Origin of the sequence: Bradyrhizobium sp. 199, assembly GCF_023073355.1 — a bacterium.
GTDB lineage: Bacteria > Pseudomonadota > Alphaproteobacteria > Rhizobiales > Xanthobacteraceae > Bradyrhizobium.
In genome coordinates this window covers 803,072-829,595 of sequence record NZ_JADPJI010000005.1, presented here as the reverse complement: position 1 = coordinate 829,595, position 26,524 = coordinate 803,072, and the positions used below count along the sequence as shown (strand labels likewise).

The 26,524-nt window shown below is 63.2% G+C and carries 20 protein-coding genes; 7 read left to right on the top strand and 13 right to left on the bottom strand.

Going from position 1 to position 26,524, the window contains the following annotated elements; all coding sequences use genetic code 11:
• Positions 1-117 precede the first annotated feature (117 nt).
• From IVB28_RS12265 to IVB28_RS12205, 13 genes are all read right to left on the bottom strand, one after another.
• Positions 118-2,178: an FAD-dependent oxidoreductase gene (locus IVB28_RS12265; protein ID WP_247526450.1), complete on the bottom strand. Its 2,061-nt coding sequence runs from the start codon at positions 2,176-2,178 to the stop codon at positions 118-120.
• Positions 2,179-2,371: 193 nt separating this feature from the next.
• Positions 2,372-6,568, bottom strand: coding sequence for a DNA-directed RNA polymerase subunit beta' (gene rpoC, locus IVB28_RS12260; RefSeq protein ID WP_247526449.1), 4,197 nt, complete (start codon positions 6,566-6,568; stop codon positions 2,372-2,374).
• Between the two features lie 128 nt (positions 6,569-6,696).
• The gene (gene rpoB, locus IVB28_RS12255) at positions 6,697-10,815 is read right to left on the bottom strand and encodes a DNA-directed RNA polymerase subunit beta (RefSeq protein ID WP_247526448.1); all 4,119 of its coding nucleotides are present in this window, start codon (positions 10,813-10,815) and stop codon (positions 6,697-6,699) included.
• Between the two features lie 481 nt (positions 10,816-11,296).
• The gene (rplL, locus tag IVB28_RS12250; RefSeq protein ID WP_247314866.1) at positions 11,297-11,674 is read right to left on the bottom strand and encodes a 50S ribosomal protein L7/L12; all 378 of its coding nucleotides are present in this window, start codon (positions 11,672-11,674) and stop codon (positions 11,297-11,299) included.
• A gap of 54 nt (positions 11,675-11,728) precedes the next feature.
• Positions 11,729-12,247, bottom strand: a complete 519-nt coding sequence (gene rplJ, locus IVB28_RS12245; protein WP_247526447.1) for a 50S ribosomal protein L10 — start codon at positions 12,245-12,247, stop codon at positions 11,729-11,731.
• A 583-nt stretch (positions 12,248-12,830) separates the two neighbouring features.
• On the bottom strand, positions 12,831-13,784 hold the full coding sequence (locus IVB28_RS12240) for a 2-hydroxyacid dehydrogenase (protein WP_247526446.1): 954 nt from the start codon (positions 13,782-13,784) through the stop codon (positions 12,831-12,833).
• A gap of 88 nt (positions 13,785-13,872) precedes the next feature.
• Positions 13,873-14,565, bottom strand: a complete 693-nt coding sequence (gene rplA, locus IVB28_RS12235; RefSeq protein ID WP_247526445.1) for a 50S ribosomal protein L1 — start codon at positions 14,563-14,565, stop codon at positions 13,873-13,875.
• 6 nt (positions 14,566-14,571) lie between these two features.
• On the bottom strand, positions 14,572-15,000 hold the full coding sequence (gene rplK / locus IVB28_RS12230) for a 50S ribosomal protein L11 (protein WP_200293150.1): 429 nt from the start codon (positions 14,998-15,000) through the stop codon (positions 14,572-14,574).
• Between the two features lie 133 nt (positions 15,001-15,133).
• Positions 15,134-15,688 (bottom strand): transcription termination/antitermination protein NusG, encoded by a 555-nt coding sequence (nusG, locus tag IVB28_RS12225; RefSeq protein WP_008136441.1) that lies wholly within the window; start codon positions 15,686-15,688, stop codon positions 15,134-15,136.
• Positions 15,688-15,879, bottom strand: coding sequence for a preprotein translocase subunit SecE (gene secE / locus IVB28_RS12220; protein ID WP_135166019.1), 192 nt, complete (start codon positions 15,877-15,879; stop codon positions 15,688-15,690). Before secE ends, nusG begins: the two co-directional genes overlap by 1 nt.
• 369 nt (positions 15,880-16,248) lie before the next feature.
• Positions 16,249-17,517: a class I SAM-dependent methyltransferase gene (locus tag IVB28_RS12215; RefSeq protein ID WP_256466988.1), complete on the bottom strand. Its 1,269-nt coding sequence runs from the start codon at positions 17,515-17,517 to the stop codon at positions 16,249-16,251.
• An 85-nt stretch (positions 17,518-17,602) separates the two neighbouring features.
• Positions 17,603-18,619: a lysylphosphatidylglycerol synthase transmembrane domain-containing protein gene (locus IVB28_RS12210; RefSeq protein WP_247526443.1), complete on the bottom strand. Its 1,017-nt coding sequence runs from the start codon at positions 18,617-18,619 to the stop codon at positions 17,603-17,605.
• A gap of 12 nt (positions 18,620-18,631) precedes the next feature.
• Positions 18,632-19,219, bottom strand: coding sequence for an SIS domain-containing protein (locus IVB28_RS12205; protein WP_247526442.1), 588 nt, complete (start codon positions 19,217-19,219; stop codon positions 18,632-18,634).
• A 166-nt stretch (positions 19,220-19,385) separates the two neighbouring features.
• On the opposite strand from IVB28_RS12205, the gene IVB28_RS12200 reads away from it, so the two are divergent.
• From IVB28_RS12200 to IVB28_RS12170, 7 genes are all read left to right on the top strand, one after another.
• Positions 19,386-20,399 (top strand): SDR family oxidoreductase, encoded by a 1,014-nt coding sequence (locus IVB28_RS12200; RefSeq protein WP_247526441.1) that lies wholly within the window; start codon positions 19,386-19,388, stop codon positions 20,397-20,399.
• Positions 20,400-20,481: 82 nt separating this feature from the next.
• Positions 20,482-22,047, top strand: a complete 1,566-nt coding sequence (locus tag IVB28_RS12195; protein WP_247526440.1) for a PfkB family carbohydrate kinase — start codon at positions 20,482-20,484, stop codon at positions 22,045-22,047.
• Between the two features lie 27 nt (positions 22,048-22,074).
• Positions 22,075-23,076, top strand: coding sequence for an SDR family oxidoreductase (locus IVB28_RS12190; protein WP_247526439.1), 1,002 nt, complete (start codon positions 22,075-22,077; stop codon positions 23,074-23,076).
• A gap of 5 nt (positions 23,077-23,081) precedes the next feature.
• Complete coding sequence (locus IVB28_RS12185) at positions 23,082-23,693, top strand: hypothetical protein (protein WP_247526438.1); 612 nt, start codon at positions 23,082-23,084, stop codon at positions 23,691-23,693.
• The gene (locus IVB28_RS12180) at positions 23,690-24,727 is read left to right on the top strand and encodes an aminoglycoside phosphotransferase family protein (protein WP_247526437.1); all 1,038 of its coding nucleotides are present in this window, start codon (positions 23,690-23,692) and stop codon (positions 24,725-24,727) included. The genes IVB28_RS12185 and IVB28_RS12180 overlap by 4 nt, the downstream gene beginning before the upstream one ends.
• Positions 24,702-25,550 carry a transketolase gene (locus IVB28_RS12175; RefSeq protein ID WP_247526436.1) on the top strand — a complete coding sequence of 283 codons (849 nt, stop codon included), beginning with the start codon at positions 24,702-24,704 and terminating at the stop codon, positions 25,548-25,550. Before IVB28_RS12180 ends, IVB28_RS12175 begins: the two co-directional genes overlap by 26 nt.
• A 10-nt stretch (positions 25,551-25,560) precedes the next feature.
• The gene (locus tag IVB28_RS12170) at positions 25,561-26,520 is read left to right on the top strand and encodes a transketolase C-terminal domain-containing protein (RefSeq protein WP_247526435.1); all 960 of its coding nucleotides are present in this window, start codon (positions 25,561-25,563) and stop codon (positions 26,518-26,520) included.
• The last annotated feature ends 4 nt before the right edge of the window (positions 26,521-26,524 follow it).

Genomic DNA, 26,524 nt, shown 5'->3' with positions numbered 1-26,524 from the left:
TGACGGCCGGCATGACCGCAGAGAAAGCAGGAAATAGCGGTAACCGCTATTGCACCGATTCTATGCGATCAAGATGAATTCGGCAAAACAATTGGCGAAGACCTTCGCGCCAAGCGGCTAATCCTCGTCCTCGTCCTCGACCTTGTCGAAGAAGGAATAGCGCAGGCTGTCCGCGTCGGCGTACCACTGCCCCGGGCCCTTGTTGGCGGCGAGCGTCGCCTCCCAGAGCGCATCGGTGCAATCCTTGCGGTGCATCGAGAGGTCGAAACCGTTGCCGAAGAACAGCTCGGACCATTCCCACCAGGTGCCGAGCTTCTTGACCCCGCGCAGGAGGTCGAAACGATCAATCAGAGCCGGAGCCATGTCCGAGGTGATCGAACCGAACACCAGGCCGGTCTTGACCACACGGTTCAGCTCCTTGATCGCGCGAACCACCTGCTTCGGGGAAACGTGGCAGAGGCTGGTTTCGAACACGAAGTCGAACGCGCCGTCCTTGAACGGCATGTCGGTGATCGAGCCGAGCTTGTTGTACTTCTTCAGCGCCTTCGGCGTCCTGGCGTGGATGGCACGGTTGTTCTCGATGCCGAAGGCATCGATGCCGCGCTCGCGCAGCGCGCCGACCAGCTCGCCGCTGGCCGAGCCTGCCACGAGCAGCTTGGCGCCCTTGGTCTTGCCCCAGACGATGCCGAGCAGCTTGGTGAGATAATCGGGGTCGGTGAAGTGGCGCCATGCCTCGTGATAGGGACCGAGGCCGCGATAGTTCTCGAAATAGTCGCGGTCGATCTTGTCGGAGACCGGCTCGCCATCCTGCGCGCGCTGGCGGCGCAGGCGCATCATCTCGGTCAGGATGATGTCGGTCGCCGCGTCCGAGGAGTCGAGCAGGCCGTTCAGCGTCGAGTCGAACAGATAGTCGCCGACCACCACGATGCCCGGATGCTCCTTTGGTTCCGGCCGGTGATTGGTCATGACGTCACGCACGGGCAGACCGCCCGGAATCGCATTCACTGACGACAGCCAGCGGTGGATCTTGCCTTCCATGAGATGCGAACGCGCATCGCCGAGCGAAGCTGGCAGCGACTTCAGCGCGGCATCGATCAGCTCCTGGTCCGACAGATTGGCAAAGGCCAGCGCGTCGGAGCCGGGAATAAGCCAGTTCAGCACTCCGTGCTTGCCGACGTCGTGGCGCGCGCCCTCGTTGTAGACGCAGCAGCCGCCGAAGGCTTCCGACATGAACCAGGCGCCCGAAATCTTCTCACCCCAGAACGGTGTGTCGAACAGGATCGAGACGCGCAGGTAATGCGCCGGGCGATCGAAATAGGAGACGTGCTTCACCATCGACTTCCGCAGCTGCTCGCCTTCCCAGCCGACGGTGGCGAGCCAGGAATGTGGCAGGCAGACCAGCACCAGATCGAAATCGCGGGTCTCCGGTCCCTTGCCGTTCATCATCTTGAGCTGGTAGCGGCCGGTCGGCGCCTTGCCCACCGTGAGCACGCGGTGATTGAGCTGGATGTCGGCGTTGACCTCCGACTGGAGGCATTCGATCAGCTGCTCGTTGCCGTTCTGGATGGAATAGAGGCCAATATAGCCGTCGACGTCCATCAGATAGTTCTTGAGCGCGTTGAGGCCGTTGGTGTTGTGGCTCTCGGTCGCGATGTCGGAGCGCGCCATCACCTTGAAGAAGCGCTTCGCCGTCTCGTCCTCGACCTCCTCGTCGAGCACCTGCTCGGCGGTCTTGAAGGCCCAGGGATTCTCGTTGTCGTGCGCGCCGACGCCCTCGTAATATTCGATCGGCGACATCGCCTCGGCGCAGCGGTTGCGGAACGCCTCGATCGCCGCCGCGGTCTTGGCGCCGTATTTGCGGCGCATGCCGGACACGTCGCTCAGGAGTTCGCCGCCGAACTGGACCTGCTCGGCATCCATCGGAATGGTCTGCAGCCCGAAATGCTGAACCAGCTCGCGCAGTGGATCGGGCCCGGTCATCGAGTAATCGTAGATCTCGGCAACGCCGGCCTCGTACATCGCAGGCGCCGAATCGAACTTGCGCGTGACGATCTTGCCGCCGAGCCGGTCGGAGGCCTCGTAGATGGTCACGCGGCAGAGATCGCCAAGCTTGCGCTTCAGATACCAGGCGCTCATCAGCCCCCCGGGGCCGCCGCCTACGATTGCGAGATCAAGCATGTGAGTTCCGTGGTCTCCGGCCCAGCCCCCGTCACGGGATCCACCGGTCTAAACTCCCCTAGCAGAAGCGCTTTTGCGCCTGAAGGAAAGATGAACAAAGGTTGATCCCGCATCGCAGCAGGCAATGAAAGCAGCAAAAAGGCCGGCTTCCGCCGGCCTTTTCATTGTCCTCGGTATTCCTACGGATGAACCATCATTCCGCGGGCGGCAGTGCAGGAAGCTCCGCTTCCGGCGCGGGCGACACGACGGCCGCCTGCTTCTCGCGCTCGTCCAGGATCATCTTGTCGCGCTTGACGGCGACTTCGCGGATCTTGGCCATGGAAGCGCCGGTGCCCGCCGGGATCAACCGGCCGACGATGACGTTCTCCTTGAGGCCTTCGAGCGGATCGACCTTGCCGTTGACCGCCGCTTCCGTGAGGACGCGGGTGGTCTCCTGGAACGAGGCCGCCGAGAAGAACGAGCGGGTCTGGAGGCTCGCCTTGGTGATGCCGAGCAGAACCGGCGTCCCCGTGGCGATCTTCTTGCCCTCTTCCTTGGCCTTCTCGTTCAGCGCGTCGAACTCGATCTTGTCGACCTGCTCGCCGGAGATCATGTCCGTGTCGCCCTGGTCGGTGACTTCCACCTTCTGGAGCATCTGACGGACAATCACCTCGATGTGCTTGTCGTTGATGAGCACGCCCTGGAGCCGGTACACCTCCTGGATCTCGTTGACCAGGTAGGCCGCGAGTTCCTCGATGCCCTTGACCGCAAGAATGTCGTGCGGCGCCGGGTTGCCTTCCACGATGAAATCGCCCTTTTCGACGATGTCGCCGTCTTGAAGATGGATGTGCTTGCCCTTCGGGATCAGGTACTCACGGGCCTCCTCGGTCTTGTCCATCGGCTCGATCGAGATGCGACGCTTGTTCTTGTAGTCGCGCCCAAACCGGATGGTGCCCGAGATTTCGGCGATGATCGCCGCGTCCTTCGGACGCCGTGCCTCGAACAGTTCCGCCACCCGCGGCAGACCGCCGGTGATGTCACGCGTCTTGGCGCTTTCGGTCGAGACACGGGCGAGAATGTCACCCGCCTGGACCTTGGCTCCTATGTCGACCGACAGAATGCCGTCGACCGACAGCATGTAGCGGGCATCACCGCCACGGGCGAGCTTGAGCACCTTGCCGTCCTTGCCCTTGACCACGATGGCGGGACGCAGGTCCGCGCCACCACGCGTCGAGCGCCAGTCGATGACCACGCGCTTGGCGATGCCGGTGGCTTCGTCGAGCGTTTCCGAGATCGACAGACCCTCGATCAGGTCCTCGAAACCGATGGTACCTTCGACTTCAGTGAGAAGCGGACGGGTGTACGGGTCCCACTCGACGATGCGCTGGCCACGCTTGACCATGTCGCCTTCGTCGACGTGCAGGCGCGAGCCGTACTGGACGCGGTGCGTCGCACGCTCGGTGCCGTCGGCATCGACGATCGCCACCACCATGTTGCGCACCATCGCGACCAGGTGACCTTCGCTGTTGCGGGCGATGGCCTTGTTCCTGATCACGATCTTGCCGTCGAAATTGGCTTCGACGAACGACTGCTCGTTGAGCTGCGCCGCACCACCGATGTGGAAGGTGCGCATGGTGAGCTGGGTGCCCGGCTCGCCGATCGACTGCGCCGCGATGACGCCGACCGCTTCGCCGTGGTTGACCGGCGTGCCGCGGGCGAGGTCGCGGCCGTAGCACTTGCCGCAGATGCCGTTGACGAGTTCGCAGGTCAGCGCCGAGCGGATCTTCACCTCCTGCACGCCACCCTGCTGGATCGCGTCCAGATGGCTTTCTTCCATCAGCGTATCGCGCTTGATGATCACCTTGCCCGAGCTGTCACGGATATCTTCGCAGGCCGTGCGTCCGAGGATACGCGAACCGAGCGAAGCAACCACGGTGCCGGCATCGACGATGGCGCGCATCTTGATGCCGAGCTTGGTGCCGCAGTCGCTCTGCGTGATGATGCAGTCCTGCGCGACGTCGACCAGACGACGGGTCAGGTAGCCCGAGTTCGCGGTCTTCAACGCGGTGTCCGCGAGGCCCTTGCGGGCGCCGTGAGTCGAGTTGAAGTACTCGAGAACCGAGAGGCCTTCCTTGAAGTTCGAGATGATCGGCGTCTCGATGATCTCACCCGACGGCTTGGCCATCAGGCCGCGCATGCCGGCGAGCTGGCGCATCTGGGCCGGCGAACCGCGGGCACCGGAGTGGGCCATCATGTAGATCGAGTTGATGTCGGCATCCGCTCCACTCGCCGTCTTCTTGGTGGAGGAGATCTCCTTCATCATCGCCTTGGCGATTTCTTCCGTGGCCTTCGACCAGGCGTCGACGACCTTGTTGTACTTCTCGCCATGGGTGATCAGACCGTCGTTGTACTGCTGCTCGAAATCCTTCGCCAGCGTACGGGTGGTGTCGACGATCTTCCACTTGGAGTGCGGCACGACCATGTCGTCCTTGCCGAACGAGATGCCGGCCTTGAACGCGTTGTAGAAGCCGAGCGCCATGATGCGGTCGCAGAAGATCACCGTCTCCTTCTGACCGCAGTGACGGTAGACCTGGTCGATGACGCCCGAGATCTCGCGCTTGGTCATCAGCTTGTTGATGATCTCGTACGGGACGCGCGGGTTCTTCGGCAGCAGATGGCCGAGCATAACGCGGCCGGCGGTGGTCTCGATCCAGCGCTTGGTGATCTTGCCGGTCTCGTCGATGCCTTCCCACCGGTACTTGATCTTGGTGTGGAGGTGGATGACCTTCGCGTGCAGGGCGTGCTCGAGCTCGGCCACCTCGCCGAACACCTTGCCCTCGCCAGGCAGGCCTTCGCGCATGATCGAGACGTAATAGAGACCGAGCACGATGTCCTGCGACGGCACGATGATCGGCTGACCGTTGGCCGGGTGCAGGATGTTGTTGGTCGACATCATCAGGACGCGCGCTTCCAGCTGCGCTTCGAGCGACAGCGGGACGTGCACGGCCATCTGGTCGCCGTCGAAGTCGGCGTTGAACGCGGAGCAGACCAGCGGGTGAAGCTGGATCGCCTTGCCCTCGATCAGCACGGGCTCGAACGCCTGGATGCCGAGGCGATGCAGCGTCGGCGCGCGGTTCAGTAGCACCGGATGCTCGCGGATGACCTCGTCCAGGATGTCCCAGACCTCCGGCCGCTCCTTCTCAACCAGCTTCTTGGCCTGCTTCACGGTCGTGGACAGGCCCTTGGCGTCGAGCCGCGAATAGATGAACGGCTTGAACAGCTCGAGCGCCATCTTCTTCGGCAGGCCGCACTGATGCAGGCGCAGCTCGGGACCGACCACGATCACCGAACGGCCCGAATAGTCGACGCGCTTGCCGAGCAGGTTCTGGCGGAAGCGGCCCTGTTTGCCCTTGAGCATGTCGGCGAGCGATTTCAGCGGGCGCTTGTTGGCGCCCGTGATGACGCGGCCGCGGCGGCCGTTGTCGAACAGCGCATCAACCGCTTCCTGAAGCATGCGCTTCTCGTTGCGGATGATGATGTCAGGCGCGCGCAGCTCCATCAGCCGCTTCAAGCGGTTGTTGCGGTTGATGACGCGGCGGTAGAGGTCGTTGAGGTCCGAGGTCGCGAAGCGGCCGCCGTCGAGCGGCACGAGCGGACGCAGGTCCGGCGGAATCACCGGAACCACGGTCATGATCATCCATTCCGGCTTGTTGCCGGAGTGGCGGAACGCTTCCACGATCTTCAGGCGCTTGGCGAGCTTCTTGTGCTTGATGTCGGAGTCGGTCTCCTGCATCTCGATGCGCAGGGTGGCCTCGAGCTTCTCGAGATCCATGCCCTTGAGCAGCTCGCGGATCGCTTCGGCGCCGATCATGGCGGTGAAGGAATCCTGGCCGTACTCGTCCTGCGCCTTCAGATACTCGTCTTCGGACAGCAGCTGGCGGTCCTTCAGCGCGGTGAGGCCCGGCTCGAGCACGACGTAGTATTCGAAATAGAGGATCCGCTCGAGATCCTTCAGCGTCATGTCCAGCAGGAGGCCGATGCGCGAGGGCAGCGACTTCAGGAACCAGATGTGGGCGACTGGGGCTGCGAGCTCGATATGGCCCATGCGCTCGCGCCGGACGCGCGACAGCGTGACCTCGACCGAGCACTTCTCGCAGATGATGCCCTTGTACTTCATGCGCTTGTACTTGCCGCACAAGCACTCGTAATCCTTGATCGGCCCGAAGATGCGGGCGCAGAACAGGCCGTCGCGCTCGGGCTTGAAGGTGCGGTAGTTGATGGTCTCCGGCTTCTTGATCTCGCCGTAGGACCAGGACAGAATCTTCTCTGGAGACGCGATCGAGATCCGGATCTGGTCGAAGACCTGAGCCGGCGTCGTCGGGTTGAAGAGATTCATAATTTCTTGGTTCATCGTCTTCTCCTCGCGTGCCGGTCGCCTCCGGCCGCAAATTCGAAAATCACTTAACGGGGCGCCCTGCCCTCAAGGCCTCGGACGGGGCGCCGGTGCCCGGCCGGGAAGGCCGGGCATGACAGGTCGGGTTACTCGGCAGCTTCCGACGTCGGCGCCGGTCCCACCTTGGAGTTGTGCAGGTCGACGTTGAGGCCGAGCGAGCGCATTTCCTTGACCAGCACGTTGAACGATTCCGGAATACCGGCCTCGAACGTGTCGTCGCCGCGCACGATCGCCTCGTACACCTTGGTACGGCCGGCGACGTCGTCCGACTTCACCGTCAGCATCTCCTGGAGCGTGTAAGCCGCGCCGTAAGCCTCGAGCGCCCACACTTCCATTTCGCCGAAGCGCTGGCCGCCGAACTGCGCCTTGCCGCCCAGCGGCTGCTGGGTGACGAGCGAGTACGGACCGATCGAACGTGCGTGGATCTTGTCGTCGACCAGATGGTGCAGCTTGAGCATGTAGATGTAGCCCACCGTCACCTTGCGATCGAACGCATCGCCGGTGCGGCCGTCATAGACGGTCGACTGGCCCGAAGCGTCCAGACCGGCAAGCTTCAGCATCTCCTCGATGTCGGCTTCCTTGGCACCGTCGAACACCGGCGTCGCGATCGGCACGCCGCGGCTCAGATTGTGGCCGAGCTCGATCAGTTCGTTGTCGTTGAGCGACTTGATCGTCTCGTCCTCGCCGTAGACCTTCTTCAAGGTTTCCTTCAGCGGCTTGATGTCCTGCTTCGACAAATAGGCATCGACCGTCTGGCCGATACGCTTGCCGAGGCCGGCGCAGGCCCAGCCGAGATGGGTCTCGAGGATCTGTCCGACGTTCATGCGCGAGGGCACGCCGAGCGGATTGAGCACGATGTCGGCATGCGTGCCGTCTTCGAGGAACGGCATGTCCTCGATCGGAACGATCTTCGACACCACGCCCTTGTTGCCGTGGCGGCCGGCCATCTTGTCGCCGGGCTGGATCTTGCGCTTCACCGCGACGAAGACCTTGACCATCTTCATCACGCCGGGCGGCAATTCGTCACCGCGCTGAAGCTTTTCGACCTTGTCGAGGAAGCGCTGTTCAAGCCCCTTCTTCGATTCGTCGTACTGCTTCCGCATGGCCTCGATCTCGGCCATCAGCTTGTCGTTCGGCGAAGCGAACAGCCACCACTGCGACTTCGGGTACTCCTCGAGCACCGCACGGGTGATCTTGGTGTCCTTCTTGAAGCCCTTCGGACCGGCAATGCCCTGCCGCCCCTCGAGGAGCTCGGCTAGACGGTTGTAGACGTTGCGGTCCAGAATCGCCTGCTCGTCGTCGCGGTCCTTGGCCAGACGCTCGATCTCTTCCCGCTCGATCGCCAGCGCACGCTCGTCCTTGTCGACGCCGTGACGGTTGAACACGCGCACTTCCACGATCGTGCCCTGCACGCCCGGAGGAACGCGCAGCGAGGTATCGCGAACGTCGGAAGCCTTTTCGCCGAAGATGGCACGCAGGAGCTTCTCTTCCGGCGTCATGGGGCTCTCGCCCTTCGGCGTGATCTTGCCGACCAGGATGTCGCCGGCGCGCACTTCGGCGCCGATGTACACGATACCGGCTTCGTCGAGGTTCTTCAGCGCTTCTTCCGAGACGTTCGGAATGTCGCGGGTGATTTCCTCAGGGCCAAGCTTGGTGTCGCGGGCCATCACCTCGAATTCTTCGATGTGAATTGAGGTGAACACGTCTTCCTTCACGATCCGCTCGGAGAGCAGGATCGAGTCTTCGAAGTTGTAGCCGTTCCATGGCATGAACGCGACGAGCACGTTCCGCCCCAGAGCGAGCTCGCCGAGATCGGTCGACGGACCGTCGGCGATGATGTCGCCCTTCTTGACGACGTCGCCGACCTTCACCAGCGGACGCTGGTTGATGCAGGTCGACTGGTTGGAGCGCTGGTACTTCATCAGCCGGTAGATATCGACGCCCGACTTGGTCGGATCGAGATCTTCCGTGGCGCGGATGACGACGCGGGTCGCGTCGATCTGGTCGATCACGCCGGAACGGCGCGCCGCGATCGCGGCACCCGAGTCACGCGCAACCACGCCTTCCATGCCGGTGCCGACGAACGGCGCCTCCGCGCGAACCAGCGGCACCGCCTGGCGCTGCATGTTCGAGCCCATCAGCGCGCGGTTGGCGTCGTCGTTCTCGAGGAACGGGATCAGCGCCGCGGCGACCGAAACGAGCTGCTTCGGCGACACGTCCATGTAGTCGACCTTGTCGGGCGTCACCGGCAAGACTTCGCCGGCGTGACGGCAGACCACGAGGTCTTCGGTGAAACGGCCCTTCGGGTCGAGCGGCACGTTGGCCTGTGCGACCGTGTAGCGGCCCTCTTCCATCGCGGAGAGATACACCACCTCGTCGGTGACGCGGCCGTCCTTGACCTTGCGATACGGCGTCTCGACGAAGCCGTATTTGTTCACGCGCGCGAAGGTCGCGAGCGAGTTGATCAGGCCGATGTTCGGACCTTCCGGCGTCTCGATCGGGCAGATGCGGCCGTAATGCGTCGGATGCACGTCGCGCACCTCGAAGCCGGCGCGCTCGCGCGTCAGACCGCCCGGTCCAAGCGCCGACAGGCGGCGCTTGTGGGTGATCTCCGACAGCGGGTTGGTCTGGTCCATGAACTGCGAGAGCTGCGAGGAGCCGAAGAACTCGCGCACGGCGGCAGCCGCCGGCTTGGCGTTGATCAGATCCTGCGGCATGACCGTGTCGATGTCGACGGAGGACATGCGCTCCTTGATCGCGCGCTCCATGCGCAGGAGGCCGATGCGGTACTGGTTCTCCATGAGCTCGCCGACCGAGCGCACACGGCGGTTGCCGAGATGGTCGATGTCGTCGATCTCGCCCTTGCCGTCGCGCAGGTCCACCAGCGTCTTGATGACGGAGAGGATGTCTTCCTTGCGCAGCGTGCGCTGGGTGTCGGGCGCATCGAGGTCGAGGCGCATGTTCATCTTGACGCGGCCGACCGCGGAGAGGTCGTAGCGTTCGGCGTCGAAGAACAGCGACTGGAACATGGCCTGCGCCGAATCCAGCGTCGGCGGCTCGCCCGGACGCATCACGCGGTAGATGTCGAACAGCGCATCCTCGCGCGTCATGTTCTTGTCGGCCGAGAGCGTGTTGCGGATGTAGGGACCGACATTGACGTGGTCGATGTCGAGCAGCGGCAATTCCTTGTAGCCGTGCTCGTTGAGCACCTTCATCGACTTGTCGGTGATTTCCTCACCGGCCTCGGCGTGGATCTCGCCGGTCTTCGGGTTGACGAGGTCCTCGGCGACGTAGTTGCCGACCAGTTCCTCATCGGACAAGCGCAGCGCCTTCAGCCCCTTCTCCTGGAGCTGGCGGGCGGCACGGACGGTGAGCTTCTTGCCGGCCTCGAGCACGACCTTGCCGGTATCGGCGTCGATCAGGTCGTTGACGGTCGAGTAGCCGCGGAAACGGTTCGCGTCGAACGGAACGCGCCAGCCTTCCTTGGTCCGCTTGTAGAGGATCTTCTTGTAGAAGGTGCTGAGGATCGCCTCGCCGTCGAGGCCGAGGGCGAACATCAGCGACGTCACCGGAATCTTGCGGCGACGGTCGATACGCGCGTAGACGATGTCCTTGGCGTCGAACTCGATGTCGAGCCAGGAGCCGCGATACGGGATGACGCGGGCAGCGAACAGCAGCTTGCCCGAGGAATGGGTCTTGCCCTTGTCGTGATCGAAGAACACGCCGGGCGAGCGGTGCATCTGCGAGACGATGACGCGCTCGGTGCCGTTGACGATGAAGGTGCCGTTCATCGTCATGAGCGGGATGTCGCCCATGTAGACGTCCTGCTCCTTGATGTCCTTCACCGACTTCGCGCCGGTTTCCTCGTCGATATCGAACACGATGAGGCGCAGCGTCACCTTCAGGGGAGCCGCGAAGGTCATGCCGCGCTGGCGGCACTCGTCGACGTCGTATTTCGGCTGCTCGAATTCGTAGCGGACGAATTCCAGCATCGAGGTGCCCGAGAAGTCGGAGATCGGAAACACCGAGCGGAAGACCGCCTGCAGACCCTCGTCGAGACGGCCACCCTGGGGTTCATCGACCATCAGGAACTGGTCATAGGACGCCTTTTGAACCTCGATGAGGTTCGGCATCTCGGCCACTTCCTTGATGTGTCCGAAGAACTTTCGAACGCGTTTGCGACCGGTGAATGTCTGCTGCGCCATGGTGGCCTCTCATTTTCGTCGCCCGCTCCGGGCGCGCCGTCCGGGACGCGGCTGCCACCGCTCCCCGGGTTGAATTTTTCGAACCCGTTTTGGGGACCGGAGACTCAGTTTCAGGCGAGAATGTCCTGAATCTGTTCTTCAGACCTTCAAAACGCAAAACGACGCGCGGGGCGCTGGTGCGCGCCCGCCCGTCACAACGATTGTCTTCACGGACTGCAAAAGCCCGAAATAGCTTGCTCTCCCAACGGCTACAGGGAATTCGAAATCCCTGCCCACCGCGCTTTCGTGCTGTCGACCCGATATGGGGCGACATTAGTGCAGATTCGAGGGTGAAACCCGCAAATCCCCACACTTTTTCGTGTTCGGCCCGCGTCGGCAGGTTCCGTCGCACGCCTTTTGCATCCGGCACGCCCCTTGTTGAGGGCAAGCCAAGATCCCGGGCTTCGCTGACGCTCGCCCGGGATCTCGCCAGAAGCGTTGCTTACTTGAGCTCGACCTTCGCGCCAGCCTTCTCGAGCTGGGCCTTGATCTTGTCGGCCTCGTCCTTGTTCACGCCTTCCTTGACAGGCTTCGGCGCGCCCTCGACGAGGTCCTTTGCTTCCTTCAGGCCCAGGCCGGTGATGGCGCGGACTTCCTTGATGACCTCGATCTTCTTGTCGCCGGCGCCGGCGAGAACGACCGTGAACTCGGTCTTCTCTTCGGCGGGAGCGGCGGCAGCGCCACCACCGGCCGGGCCGGCCACGGCGACAGCCGCGGCAGCCGAAACGCCCCACTTTTCTTCGAGGAGCTTCGCCAGTTCAGCAGCTTCGAGCACAGTGAGGCTCGAGAGGTCGTCAACGATCTTCTGCAAGTCAGCCATTGTTCAGTTTCCTTGGATGTAAGTCTGGTTCGGGTTTGAGTTTTGCGAAGGGCGTCAGGCCGCTTCGCCCTTTGAGGCATGAGCCTGGATGACGCGCGCGAGCTTGCCCGCGGGCGCATTGGCGAGCTGAGCGATCTTGGTCGCCGGGGCCACAAGCAGGCCGACGATCTTGGCGCGCAGTTCATCAAGCGACGGCAGCGAGGCAAGCGCCTTCACGCCGTCGACATTCAGGACGGTCTTCCCCATCGAACCGCCAACGATGACGAACTTTTCGTTCGCCTTGGCGAATTCGACGGCGACCTTTGGCGCCGCAACCGGATCGTTCGAAGTAGCGATCACGGTCGGTCCCTTCAGCATGGGACCGATGGCAACGACGTCAGTGCCTTCAAGAGCAATTTTGGCGAGACGGTTCTTCGAGACCTTCACCGAGGCGCCAGCCTGCTTCATCTGCGTGCGCAGCTTCTGCATCTGGGCAACGGTCAGGCCGGAATATTGGGCAACGACCGCGACGCTCGTGGTCTTGAAGACCCCATTGAGCTGTTCGACCGCTTCCTTTTTTGCCGCTCGTTCCACAGCAAGCTCTTTCCGGTTGGCGGCCATCGCGAAAGCGGGACCGCCGGGTTGCACCCATCGCCCCACCCAAAACCTGAACCTCCGGGCCAAAACCCATCGGACACACGCCGGGCGAGACGACGATTCAAAGCCTGCCCTCCGGGAGCCCTTGAAGGCCCACGGCGTGTCGAGGTCCGAACCAGACCCTTTCGCGAGGCCAGCCCTTAAAGCTGGATGCGAAGTGAAATCCGGTCTTCACCCGTCTATGCAGGCCATGCGATTAAGCCTTTGAGAAATCGAAATTCCCCGCGGGCGCCTGCAGTCTTGGACAGGACAAGGTCAGCCGGCGAACCGCCCGACCTCTGCCCACATTCACCAATCGACGGATTTTCCTTCCTTTCGGGCCAATCCTCACGGACGTCCTGAAAAGGAATGATCTCCTATCGTGTCGGGTTTTTCTGAATGCGTGCACGAACGCGCCAGCCGAAGCCGGCACGTCCGGAAGCGGTTCTTTAAACGCTCTCTGCCTGCTTGCCAAGAGCAAAATTCGCACCAGTTCCAATCCGTTGCCGCGGGCGCTTGACCCGGGCCGATAAGGACCGGTTCAGGCCGATTTGACCGCGTAGGGCAGCGGCTTGCCCTCGAAGAACGCGGTCAGGTTCGCCAGCACGCAGGCTTGCATGGCAACGTGCGATTCGAGGGTGTGGCCGCCAATATGCGGGGCGAACACCACGTTGGGAAGCGCCGTCAGGGCGCCCGGGGCGTGCGGTTCCGTCTCGAAGACGTCGAGGCCGGCGCCGGCGATGGTCTTGTCGGAAAGGGCCGCGACCAGGGCTCTCTCGTCGATCACCGAGCCACGGGAGATATTGACGAGATAGCCGTCGGCGCCGAGACGCCTCAGGATGTCGGCGTTGACGACATGCTGGGTCTCTGCCCCTGCCCGGACCGAGACCATCAGCACGCTGCACCAATCGGCCAGCGCCTCCAGGGTCGGGAAGTACTGATAGGGCAGATCGTACTTGCTGCGGCTGAAATAGCCGACCTCGCTTTCGAAGGCGGCGCAGCGCGCCGCGATCTTGCGGCCGATCTCGCCCATGCCGTAGACGCCGATGCGGCGGCCGGGCATGCCCGCCTGCGGCCGCATCATCGGCGAGGGTTTTGACGCGGCCCAATCGCCGCTGCGAACATAGTGGTCGGCAACTAGGATCCGCCGCGTCGTCGCCAGCATCAGGGTCATCGCGATATCGGCCACCGAGGCCGCATTGGCCCCCGGGCTGTGGCCGACTGCGATATTGCGGCTCGCTGCCGCCTTCAGGTCGACGCCGTCATAGCCGGTGCCGTAGCAGACGATGGCGCCGAGTTTTGGAAACAGATCCATCGCCTCCGCACCGAGCGGCGAGCCGCCCGCCGTGAGCATCGCGCGGACGCCGCCGAGTTCGTCGGCCGAAAACACCTCCCCCGCCGGCTTGCCGCCGGTGTCGAGCAGCTCGAACCGCTCGGCGAAACGCGCCATCATCGACTTGGGAAAGCGCGAATAGATCAGGACCTTGTCAGCCATTGTTCTTATTTCCGGTGAAAGCCTTCACAAACGACGAGGGGCGGAATCGGTTGCCCAATTCCGCCCCTCACCTCATGCAATTCCAGGCTTAGCCGAGAATGGTGCCCGGCTCGACCTTCACGCCGGGGCCCATCGACGAGGACACCGCAACGCGCTGGATGTAGGTGCCCTTGGAGCCGGCGGGCTTGGCCTTGGAGACGGCGTCAGCCAAAGCCTTGATGTTCTCGACCAGTTTTTCCTCGGTGAACGAGGCCTTGCCGACGCCGGCCTGCAGAATGCCGGCCTTTTCGACACGGAACTCGACCGAGCCGCCCTTGGCACCCTTCACCGCACCGGTGACGTCCATGGTCACGGTGCCGATCTTCGGGTTCGGCATCAGGCCGCGCGGGCCGAGCACCTTACCGAGGCGACCGACCAGCGGCATCATGTCGGGGGTGGCGATGCAGCGGTCGAAATCGATCGTGCCGTTCTGCACCTTCTCGACCAGGTCGTCGGCGCCGACGACATCGGCACCTGCAGCCTTGGCTTCATCGGCCTTGGCGCCGCGGGCGAACACGCCGACGCGGAGCGTACGGCCGGTGCCGTTCGGCAGGGTCACGACACCGCGGACCATCTGGTCGGCGTGACGCGGATCGACGCCGAGATTGATCGCGACCTCGATCGTCTCGTCGAACTTCGCTTTCGCGCGTTCCTTGACCATCTTGATGGCGTCCGCGAGCGGGTAAAGCTTTTCGCGATCAATACCTTCGCGGGCTTGTTTCAAACGCTTTCCGATTGCCATGTCCGTTTACCCCGCCACTTCCAGGCCCATCGAGCGGGCGGAGCCCTCGACCATCTTCATGGCCGATTCGATGGAATCGCAATTGAGATCCTTCATCTTCTTCTCGGCGATCTCGCGCACCTGCGCCCTGGTCACCGCGCCGGCCTTGTCACGGCCCGGAGCCTTGGAGCCGGACTGGATCTTGGCAGCCTGCTTGAGGAAGAAGGACATCGGCGGCGTCTTCATCTCGAAGGTGAAGGAACGGTCCGCATAAATGGTGATGACCACCGGGATCGGGGTGTTCTTCTCTTCCTTCTGGGTCTGGGCGTTGAACGCCTTGCAGAACTCCATGATGTTGAGACCGCGCTGACCAAGCGCGGGACCGATCGGGGGCGAAGGATTCGCCGCACCGGCCGGGACCTGAAGCTTCAGGTATCCGGTCACTTTCTTTGCCATGTATCACTCCTGTTGGGCCGGCCTGGGCCGGCGGATTCAGGTTCGTGGTCTGGGTCGGATGCGGCTGGCAACCGCCCTCTCCCTCCCACGGCCTCTCTTTGCGCGAAGCTTTTCGGCTTCGCGCGCTATCCGATCAGACCTTCTCGACCTGACCGAATTCCAGTTCGACCGGCGTGGCGCGGCCGAAGATCGACACCGCGACCTTCACGCGCGAGCGCGCCTCGTCGATTTCCTCGACAACACCCGAGAACGAGGCGAACGGCCCATCGGCCACGCGCACGTTCTCGCCGATTTCGAAGGACACCGACGCCTTCGGCCGTTCCACGCCCTCCTGCACCTGGTGCAGGATGCGCATGGCTTCGGACTCCGAGATCGGCATCGGCTTGTTCTCGGCGCCGAGGAAGCCGGTGACCTTCGGCGTGTTCTTGATCAGATGAAACGCCTCGTCGGTCAGCTTCATCTTCACCAGCACGTAGCCCGGGAAGAACTTGCGCTCGGCGTCGATCTTGCGGCCGCGGCGCACTTCCGTGACCTTCTCGGTCGGAACCAGCACCAGCTCGAACAGCTCCTCGAGGCCGCGCTGCTTGGCCTGCTCGCGGATCGATTCGGCGACCTTCTTCTCGAAGTTCGAATAGGCGTGGACGATGTACCAGCGCTTGTCAGACAATTGAGCCGTTGCTGTTGCCATCAGTGGATGCCCAGAAGGAAGGTGATGAGGACGCGGATAACCTGGTCGGCGGCGAAGAAGAAGATCGAGGCTACGGCGACCATGACGAATACCATGATGGTGGTGATCGTGGTCTCGCGGCGGGTCGGCCAGGTGACCTTGGCGGTCTCCGAGCGCACTTCCTGCAAGAACTTGAACGGGCTGACTGCCATCGTTTTGATGTCCAACGTCCGTCGACAGACGCGAATGAATTTCAGGGATCCGAACAGCCGCCGTTGGCCCAGCCCTCTGTCTCGAAGGATGAGCCGGAAACCGGGCTCGATTGTTCGGGGATTTCAAAGCCGCGCCGGAGATCCGCGTCTAACGGGCCGGCTGCGAGTGCGGGGTATCTACTGCGGATGGGAGCAAAGGTCAAGATAGAGGGGGCACGCCCGGACGAGCCGCCGTTCCCGGGCGGTAGAGCAGAGCCCAGGCGAATCAAGAACTTATCTGCCCCACCCTCGCCAGGCCTGACCGCAGCTTCCGCCCGGTTCCTCCGAACGCTCCAATGGAGCGCTCGCCGCTTCAGCGCCGTCGCGCGGTCAGTCGGCCCGGTCGACGATCGAAGTGCCCGGCAGCGGCACCACGAACTTTCCGCCTTCGGCGAAATAGCGGGCGTGCTTGGCCCGGATCGGGTCGACATAGCGCCAGGCAAAGACGACGACGAATGCCGGCTTGCGCTCGTAAAGAGCGGCAGGCGGCAGGATCGGGATGTCATAACCCGGGCCGGCCATCACGTTCCCCTTCTTGGGGTCGTCGTCCACCAGGAAGTCGATCTTTGTCTCCAGGCCGAACTGCGGCAGTAGCGTCGTGGTGCCGACCGAGACGCCGTAGCCGGCAACGAGCTGCCCGCGCGCATGGGCGGCGTCAGCCATCGCGACCAACTCGTCGCGGATAGCGGCGATCCTCTTCACGTAGGGCGCATAATAGGCCGGCTGATCGACGCCGAGCCGTTCTTCCTCGGCAACGAAGCGCGCGACCTCAGCCGACGGTTTCTTGGCGCCACCGGCACGCTGCACGGTCACGCGGATCGAGCCACCCTTGGTCCAGATGTGCTGGACGTCGATCAGTTCCATGCCGAGCCGGGCAAAGAAACGGATCAGCGGCTTGATATTAAAATACGACAGATGCTCGTGGTAGACGGTGTCGAGCAGGTTCTTCTCGGTGACGTCGACCCCGTATTGCGTTTCGAAGACGAACAACCCGTCCGGCGCGAGCACGTCGCGAACCCCGATCACCAGCGGATCGAGATTGTCGACATTGGCGATCATGTTGTTGGCGATCACAACGCTCGCCGCACCGTGGCTCTGCAGGATGCGGTGACCAATGGCATCGGTGAAGAAATCGCCGATGGTCTCGATCCCCGCCTCCGTCGCGCGCCGCGCGATGTCGACAGCGGGATCGACGCCCAGCACCCGCATGCCGCTCTCTTTGAAGAACCCGAGCAACGATCCGTCGTTGCTGCCGAGTTCGACGACCAGCGAGCCCGGCGCGATGGCGAAGCGGCTGACGACGTCGTTGGCATAGCCCGCAAAGTGCTCCCGCAGGCCGAGCGAGAGCGAGGTGGTGTAGACGTAATTGCGGTACTGGATCTCCGGATTGCCGACATGAAGAATCTGGAGATGGCCACAATCCCTGCACAGATGCAGCGCCATCGGCACCGCGGCCCGGAACACCGGATCATCGACGCTGGCGTCCGGGACCTGGAAGTTCGGCGTCCCGATGGGCATGCCTGCCATCGGGACGACAAGCTCTTGCTTGTCGGAATGACAGAGGCGGCAGGTATGGCGGACATAGAACAGATTTTTCATCGTGGAACCGAAAAATGAGATACGCGGTCGGGTGAGGCAATCCCACCCTGTGAAAACCAGACCTGCAGCAACGCGCTCAAGCGGGTCATGGGTGGCTCGAGACTTCCTTGCTCATTCCGTAGCTGGGAGTTTCCTCCGCCGCCTTCGCGGCCCTATCCGCGGAATACGAACCGCGCTCCGGACTGGCCAGCCAGATCGCACCGCCGACGAGGCCGATGATCACGCTGATGGCGCCCAGCAGGAGCGAGACCGACAGCGCTTCCTCGGAAGGCACGCCGGCCAGACCGAGGCAGGCGACCATCGCTCCCTCACGAACGCCCCAGCCGCTGATCGAGATCGGGACGGCCGTCAACAGCACCACGGGCGGAATCAAGACGATCGCATCCAGCACCGAGAGCTCCGCTCCGACACCGCGCGCCAAGACGTAGCAGGCCGCCGCGGTCACGAGATGAATGAGGAGCGCCGATCCGAACAGCAAAGCGCGGCGCTCGGACTGCAGGAGAAGAAATCTGACCAGCGTTCCGAACCGGACGAAGCTTGCGATCGCCGGATGCGCGATGAGGCGCCTGGGCAGACGGTCAAGCGTCAACAGGACCACAGTGCCGGCGAGGCCTGCCAGCGTCAGCCCGCCGATGGCCAGGATCGCGGCCTGATTGGACACGCGCGATAGCAGCAACGGCAATCCGGCCACCATCAGCACGATCAGTCCGATCAATGCGGTGAAACGGTCGGCCGCAACGCCCTTGACCGCGTCCGGCCACTGTACGCCGCGCTGGCGCAGCAGCCACATCCGCACCGCGTCCCCGCCGACCGACGACGGCAACACCTGATTGAACCAGAGGCTGATCATGAGAATGCGCCAGCCCGCGAGCCAGTCGAGCGACACGCCAAGGGCGCGCATGATCAGCTCCCACCGGCCGTTGAGCACGAAGGTCTGGAAGAAGATCAGCGCCAGCGCGAGGACGAACAGGAAAGGATCGACCGAGACGAGATGGCTGCGCAACCGCTGCAGGTCGAGACCCCGCGCGATGTAGACCAGCACGGCGATCGACAGCAGCAGCTTTACCGAAAACAGGGCCGCCTGTTTGAACCGCGACTGCATCGGGTGCTCGCCTCAGGATGCCGGATATTCCGCGCGACCAATGACGAGGTCGATCGCGGCCATCATCCAGAACTGGTGCGTGGTCTCGACAATGTTGTAGCTGCGGCTGTCGACCCAGAAATTGACGTCGCCGAGATTGCGCAGGGGATTGTCCGCGTTCATCCCGGACAGTGCGATCACGTCGAGCTTCATCGTCCGCGCCTGCGCAACCGCGTTGAGGATGTTCTTCGAGCGTCCCGACGAGCTGATCGCGACGAGGCAGTCGCCGGCACGGGCGTTCAGCCTTACGGCGTGCGCGATCCAATCCTCGAACCCGTAATCGTTGGCAAGGCACGACATCATGCTCGCGTCGCTGAAGCAGAGCGCAGGCACCGATGCATTCTTCGCAAGATCGATCGCCAGATGAGAGGCGATGCCGGCCGAGCCGCCGTTGCCGATGAAGATGACGCGGCCGCCCTGCTCTCGCGTGCGCAACCAGGCGGCGCGGGTGGCGGAGATCCCGGCAAAAACGCTGTCGTCGATCGCCGTCGCGCGATGGAGGCGCCCCACATAATCGTCGAGGAAAGCCTTGTGATCGGGATCGACGGACTCGACAGACATGGGCTGGCGGCTCGGCTGCAACATGGCGCCCTGATACCGGCTATTACTAGGGATTGCAAAGGTATAATGCTTGCAAAGTTGGCGAGCGGCTGATAGTCGGCTTTCGAGTTTTCACTTAACATTGGCGGGCCTGTTTCGCTGGGCATTCGCGTCACGGATGTTCCCCATGAAATGCATTGTCACCGGTGGCGCAGGTTTCATCGGAAGTCACCTCGTCGATCGCCTCCTCGATGATGGCCATGAGGTCATTGCGCTCGATAATTTCGTGATCGGCCGCCCTGAAAATCTGGCCTCGCGCGCCAATTCGAGCCAGTTGAAGGTCGTGCGGGCCGATGTCACCGACCTCGAAGCGATCAAGCCGTATTTCCACGGTATCGACTGGGTCTTTCACCTCGCGGCGCTGGCCGATATCGTTCCCTCCATCGCGTCCCCGATCCCGTATCATCGCGCCAATGTCGACGGCACGGTCAACGTTCTCGAGGCGGCACGGCACGCGCGCGTCAGCCGCTTCGTCTATGCCGCGTCGTCGTCCTGCTACGGCATTCCCGACGTCTATCCGACGCCCGAGAGCGCCGAGATCCGGCCGATGTATCCCTACGCTCTTACCAAGAATCTCGGCGAGCAGTGCGTCATGCACTGGTGCCAGGTCTACAAGCTGCCCGCGGTCGCGCTCCGCCTGTTCAACGTGTATGGGCCGCGCCATCGCACCACCGGCACCTACGGTGCCGTGTTCGGCGTGTTCATGGCGCAGAAGCTCGCAGGCAAGCCCTTCACGGTGGTCGGCGACGGCGAGCAGACGCGCGACTTCACCTTCGTCAGCGACGTCGCAGACGCCTTCGTGACCGCCGCGCGCTCCGATATCTCGCACGAGATATTCAACGTTGGTTCGGACAACACCTACAGCGTCAACCGGCTGGTCGAGCTTCTCGGCGGCGACAAGGTTCACATTCCCAAGCGTCCGGGCGAGCCCGATTGCACCTACGCCGACATCACCAAGATCAAACGAGTCCTGAACTGGACGCCGAAGGTGAAATTCGAGGACGGCGTTGCGACGATGCTGAAATCGATGGATCAGTACAAGGACGCGCCCCTGTGGACGGTCGACAAGATCGCCGACGCCACCAAGGACTGGTTCAAATATCTTGGTGACGACAAGGGCTCGCCGCAGGCAAGCTCTTGAACAGGTTCGCGGGATATCGTTGCCGCGAGTCGATCATTTCCGGGCGGCCATCTGAGACCTACCGGCGCTTTAGGTAATTCACATGGGTAATGCTCCGACAGACAAGCCGACCGGCCATCCGGCACCGCACGAGAAGATCAGGACGATCGAGGAGCTCGGCGTGGTTGCACGCGCCGCGCAGGCAAAGGGCCAGACCGTCGCGCTCTGCCACGGCGTGTTCGATCTCGTGCATCTCGGCCACGTCCGGCACATCCTGGCGGCGCGCAACGAGGCCGACGTGGTCATCGTGACCATCACCGCCGACCGTTTCGTCAACAAGGGCCCCGGGCGGCCGATCTTTCCGGAAAATATGCGCGCCGAGATGCTGGCCGCGCTCGGCACGGTCGACTGGGTCGGCATCAACCGGACCTCCAGCGCCGAGCCGGTCCTCGATACCGTGCGCCCCGACATCTACGTGAAGGGCTCGGATTACGAAAACCCCGAAGATGACGTCACCGGCAAGATCGCTACCGAGCGCGAGGCCGTCGAACGTCATGGTGGGCGGGTCGTCTTCACCCGCGACGTGACCTTCAGCTCGTCGTCGCTGCTGAATCGCTATTTCGACATCTACGATCCTCCGCTGCGCGACTACCTCCAGAAGGTGCGCGAAGGCGGCGGCGCCGAACGCCTGCTGAAGCTGATCGACAAGATCCAGGACATGCACGTCGTGCTGGTCGGCGATACCATCATCGACGAATACCAGTACGTCACGGCGCTCGGAAAGGCTTCAAAGGAAAACATCGTCGCTACGCAATTCAAGAACGGCGAGCAATTTGCCGGCGGCGTCATTGCCGCGGCCAATCACGTGGCGAGCTTCTGCAAATCGGTGGAGATCGTCACGACGCTGGGTGGCAACGACTACCCCGAAGAGTTCATTCGCGCGCATGTCCGCCCGAATGTCACGCTCACGCCGATCCGCATTCAAGGCCGCCCGACGACGCGCAAATTGCGATACGTCGAGTTGGGCTATCTGCACAAGCTGTTCGAAGTCTACACCATGGACGACACGCCCCTGGACGAGACCACGCGCAAGGAGATCGACAGGGTCACCGCGGAACGCGTGCGCGGCGCGGACGTGGTCATCGTCACCGATTTCGGTCACGGCATGATCGCATCCAGCACGATCGACACGTTGATCGCGAATTCCAAGTTCCTGGCGGTCAACGCCCAGAGCAACAGCGGCAACCACGGTTACAATCTGATCACGAAATATCCGCGGGCCGACTACGTCTGCATCGACGCGCCGGAAGCGCGCCTGGCGGCTACCGACAAGTTCAACGACATCGCGTCGGTGATCGAGGACGGCCTGCACGAGAAGATCGATTGCGACAACATGATCATCACCCACGGCTCCTTCGGCTGCTACCCCTTCTCGTCGAAGACCGGCGTCGCGCGCGTGCCCGCTTTCACCAAGACCGTGGTGGACACGGTCGGCGCCGGCGATGCTTTCCTGACGATTACGGCGCCGCTGGTGGCCGCCGGCGGCAATATCGAGGACGTCGCCTTCATCGGTAACGCGGCGGGCGCCATCAAGGTCGGGATCGTCGGCCACCGCAGCTCGGTCGAAAAGGCGCCGCTGGTCAAATTCGTCACCGCGTTGCTCAAGTAACGCACACGAGAAATTTGGAGAACGACAGTGATTGATCAGAAATGGAATGTGATGGTCACCGGCGGCGCCGGCTATGTCGGCAGCGTGCTGGTTCCCCGGTTGCTGGCGGCCGGCCACAAGGTCACGGTGCTCGACCTCTTCATGTACGGCGATGACGTCTTCAATGGCGTACGCGACAATCCGAACCTGCGCCTGATCAAGGGCGACATCCGCGACGAGGCCGCGATCAACGAGGCCCTGCGCGGCAACAACGCGGTGATCCACCTCGCCTGCATCTCCAACGACCCCTCGTTCGAGCTGGATCCGGGCCTCGGCAAGTCCATCAACTACGACTGCTTCCGTCCGATGGTGCGCGCCGCCAAGAAGGCCGGCATCAAGCGCTTCATCTATGCCTCCTCGTCGAGCGTCTACGGCATCAAGGACGAGGCCGAAGTGACCGAGGAACTGTCCTGCGAGCCGCTCACGGACTACTCCAAGTTCAAGGCGATGTGCGAGACCGATCTCGCCGAAGAGGCCGCGTCAGGCTTCGTGACCTGCACGGTTCGTCCGGCCACGGTTTGCGGCTACGCTCCGCGGCAGCGGCTCGACGTCGTCGTCAACATCCTGACCAATCTCGCGGTCAACACCGGCCGCATCCGCGTGTTCGGCGGAACGCAGAAGCGGCCCAATCTGCATATCGAGGACATGTCGGCGGCCTATCTGTTCCTGCTTCAGCAGGACGACGCGAAGATCGACGGCAAGACCTACAATATCGGCTACGAAAATCACTCGCTGATGAAGATCGCCGACATCGTCAAATCGGTGGTCGGAAGCAACGTCGACGTGGCCGTCGAGCCGACCGACGATCTGCGCTCTTACCACGTCTCCTCGGAGAAGATCCGCCGCGAGCTCGGATTTGCGCCGACGCACACGATCGAACAGGCCGTGTCCGGACTGGTGGACGCCTTCAAGGCCGGCCGCCTGCCGAACTCGCTCAATGATCCCCGATACTTCAACATCAAGATGATGCAGAACATCAGCCTGAAGTGAGCGGCGTGCGGATCGGCATCGATTTCGACAACACGATCATCTGCTACGACAAGGTCTTTGCCGCCGTCGCGCGCCAGCGCGGGCTGGTCCCGGAAGGCTGGGTGGGGCTGAAGACCGAACTACGGGATCTCTTGCGGTCCCGCGCCGGCGGTGAGCTTGCCTGGCAGGGGCTGCAAGGCTTCGTCTACGGCAAGGGCATTGGCGGCGCCGAGATCTATCCGGGAGTCCGCGATTTCCTCGCGGCATGCCGCAAGGCCGGATCGAGCGTCTACATCGTCAGCCACAAGACGCGGTTCGGCCATCAGGACCCCGAGCGCGTCGATCTGCGCGAGGCCGCGCGCGATTGGTTGAAGGGCGCGGGCCTCATCGATGTCGCCGATGCGGCGTTGGCGCCGGGCGATGTCTATTTCGAGGACACGCTGGCGGCCAAGGTCGAGCGGCTCGCGGGCCTGCAGCTCGATATCTTCATTGACGATCTCGTCGACGTCTTCGAGCAGCCGCATTTTCCGAAGGCGACGCGATCGATCCTGTTCACGCAATCGCGGGCGCCTCATCCCCACCATTGCCAGCCGATCGCGACGTGGGCGGATATAAGCCGCGGAGTGTTCGCGCCATGAGCGAGGCGGAGATCAGCGTACAGGCTGCGATCTCGATCGGCAGCCGCCTCTCCGGGACACCGGTCGCGGCCGCCCAGCCGGCGCGGTCCGGCGGCAACAACAGGGTGTTTCGGCTGGAGATGGCGGAGGGTCCACCCCTCGCCCTCAAGCAATATCCCTCCGACGGGCGCGATCGCCTGGGACAGGAATATGACGCGCTGTCGTTTCTGTCGCGCCACGGCATCATGTCGACACCGCGCCCGGTCGCGCAGGACGCGGATACGTTTTGCGCGTTGTATCAATGGTTCGAGGGCGAAGCGGCGGTGCTGCATCCCCATGAAGGCGACGCCGACCAGCTGGCCGATTTCCTGATCGAATTGCAGAAGCTGCGCAAAGCCGAGGGTGCGCAGGCTTTGCGGAACGCCTCAGCCAGCATCTTTTCGCCCGAGGAAGCCGTCGCTCAGTACGAGCAGCGTCTGGACGGACTCAGGCAGGCCTCGGTTGATCATGCCGACCTGCGCACTTTCATCGACGGCAGCCTGGTTCCCAGCACTGCCGCCGCCATTCGGCGCCTCCGTCGGCGCTATGCGGAACTGGGCCGGGATCCCGCAGCGGACCTGGCACCCGCCCATCGCGCATTGAGCCCGTCGGATTTCGGATTGCACAACGCGCTGCGCACCGAAGATGGCAGGCTGCGCTTCATCGACTTCGAATATTTCGGCTGGGACGACCCGGTCAAGCTCGTGTCCGACACCGCGATTCACCCAGGCAGCGATCTGCCCGAGGCCAGCGCAAATCGATTGATCGAACGGCTCTCGCGCGCCTTCGAGGCTGGGGATGACGCGTTTGCGATCCGCCGTGACGTACTGTATCCTGTGTTCGGGGCGATTTGGTGCCTGATTGTCCTGAATGCTTATTTGCCGGAAAGCCGCTCCCGGCGCGCCCTGGCTGCGCAAGGTGGCGATCTGACGGTCCGCCTTGCCGGCCAGCTCGACAAAGCCCGTCGGCTCCACCAAACGATTTGCCAACGTGATCCAGATCTCACCCCACGCTGAAGCCGCCCTCACCTGCACGCTGGACGAGCGCAGCCTTTATTTGCGCCGCCTGGTCCTCGGCTCTGTCCGTTCTGCGGGACGCGGCCATGTCGGACCCGCCCTGTCGCTGATCGAGATGGTCCGCGTGCTCTACGACGACGTGCTGCGGATCGACCCGAACAACCCGCGCGATCCCGATCGCGACCGCGCGATCCTCAGCAAGGGACACGGTTGTCTGGCGCTCTATGCGCTACTCGCCGATCGCGGCTTCTTCCCGCTGTCCGAGTTGGACGGCTTTTGCGGCCCCGACAGTATTTTGGGCGGACATCCCGAATATGGCATGGTGCCGGGCGTCGAGGCGTCAACCGGCGCGCTCGGGCATGGTCTGTCGATCGGTGTCGGTCTTGCGCTCGCCGCCCGCATGCGCGAGCGCAGCTACCGGACCTTCGTCCTGCTCGGCGACGGCGAGATCAACGAGGGATCGGTGTGGGAGGCCGCCATGAGCGCGGCCAAGCACGGGCTCGATAATCTGGTCGCGATGATCGACTACAACAAGCTCCAGAGCTACGGGCCGACCGATTACGTCCTGCCGCTGGAGCCGCTTGCGGACAAGTGGCGCAGCTTCGGCTTCGCCGTGCAGGAGCTCAATGGCCACGACGTCGGCGCCTTGCGTACTGTCCTGAAGCAGGTCCCGGTCGTTCTGGGCAAGCCCACCGCGATCATCTGCCATACCGTCAAGGGCAAGGGTCTGCCGGCCGCAGAATCCAACGCCGATTGGCATCACAAAAACAAGCTGACCGACAGCGAGCTCGACGCCATCCGCGTCGCCGTCGGCGATTTTTGATCGGCTCCCGATGCGCAACACCGCGATGAACATGGTCCACAAGCTCGCCACGCGCGACGAGCGAGTGCTTTACATCGGCTCCGATCCCGGCGCGGGCACGCTGCGCGCGATGAGCAAGGAGTTTCCCAAGCGCCATTTGATCGAGGGCATTTCGGAAGCGCACATCATCGGTATGTCGGCAGGTCTGGCGATGGAAGGCTTCGTTCCCTACGTCAACACCATCGCGACCTTCCTCACCCGCCGCTGCTACGAGCAGGTGGCCGTCGATCTTTGTCTGCACAATCTGCCGGTGCGGCTGATCGCCAATGGCGGCGGTCTCGTCTATGCACCGCTCGGCCCCACGCACCAGGCGATCGAGGACATCGCCATCATGCGGGCGCTGCCGAATATGACGGTGGTTTGCCCGTGCGACGCCGACGAGGCCGCGCGGCTGATGGAAAAGACGCTCGACTGGACCGGTCCGATCTACATCCGGCTGGGCAAGGGTGGCGACGCGATCGTCTCGAAGGCCGAGCACGGTTTTGAGATCGGCAAGGCCATCCTGATGCGGCCGCCGGGTGACGTCCTCATGGTGACGACCGGCATCATGCTTCAGCGCGCCATCGCAGCAGCCGACCTGCTGGCGGCGCAAGGCATTCGCGCCGGCATCCTGCACATGCACACGGTGAAGCCGTTCGACGCCGAAGCGCTGCTGCAGGCGGTTCGCGGCGTCAAGCTCGTGGCAACGCTGGAGGAGCACGTGCCCTCCGGCGGCCTCGGCAGCGCGGTCGCGGAGACGTTGATCGACAAGCTCGGTTCAGGCCTGCCGGCGATGCTGCGGCTGTCGCTGCCGGACCGCTTCATGCACAATTACGGCTCGCAGGACTCGCTGCTGAAGAAGCACGGACTTTCCGCGGCCGCGATTGCAACCTCGATCGAGCGCGCGCATGCCGCCTCGCACGCCCCCTCTCCTCAACTCCATTCCACCTGACGGG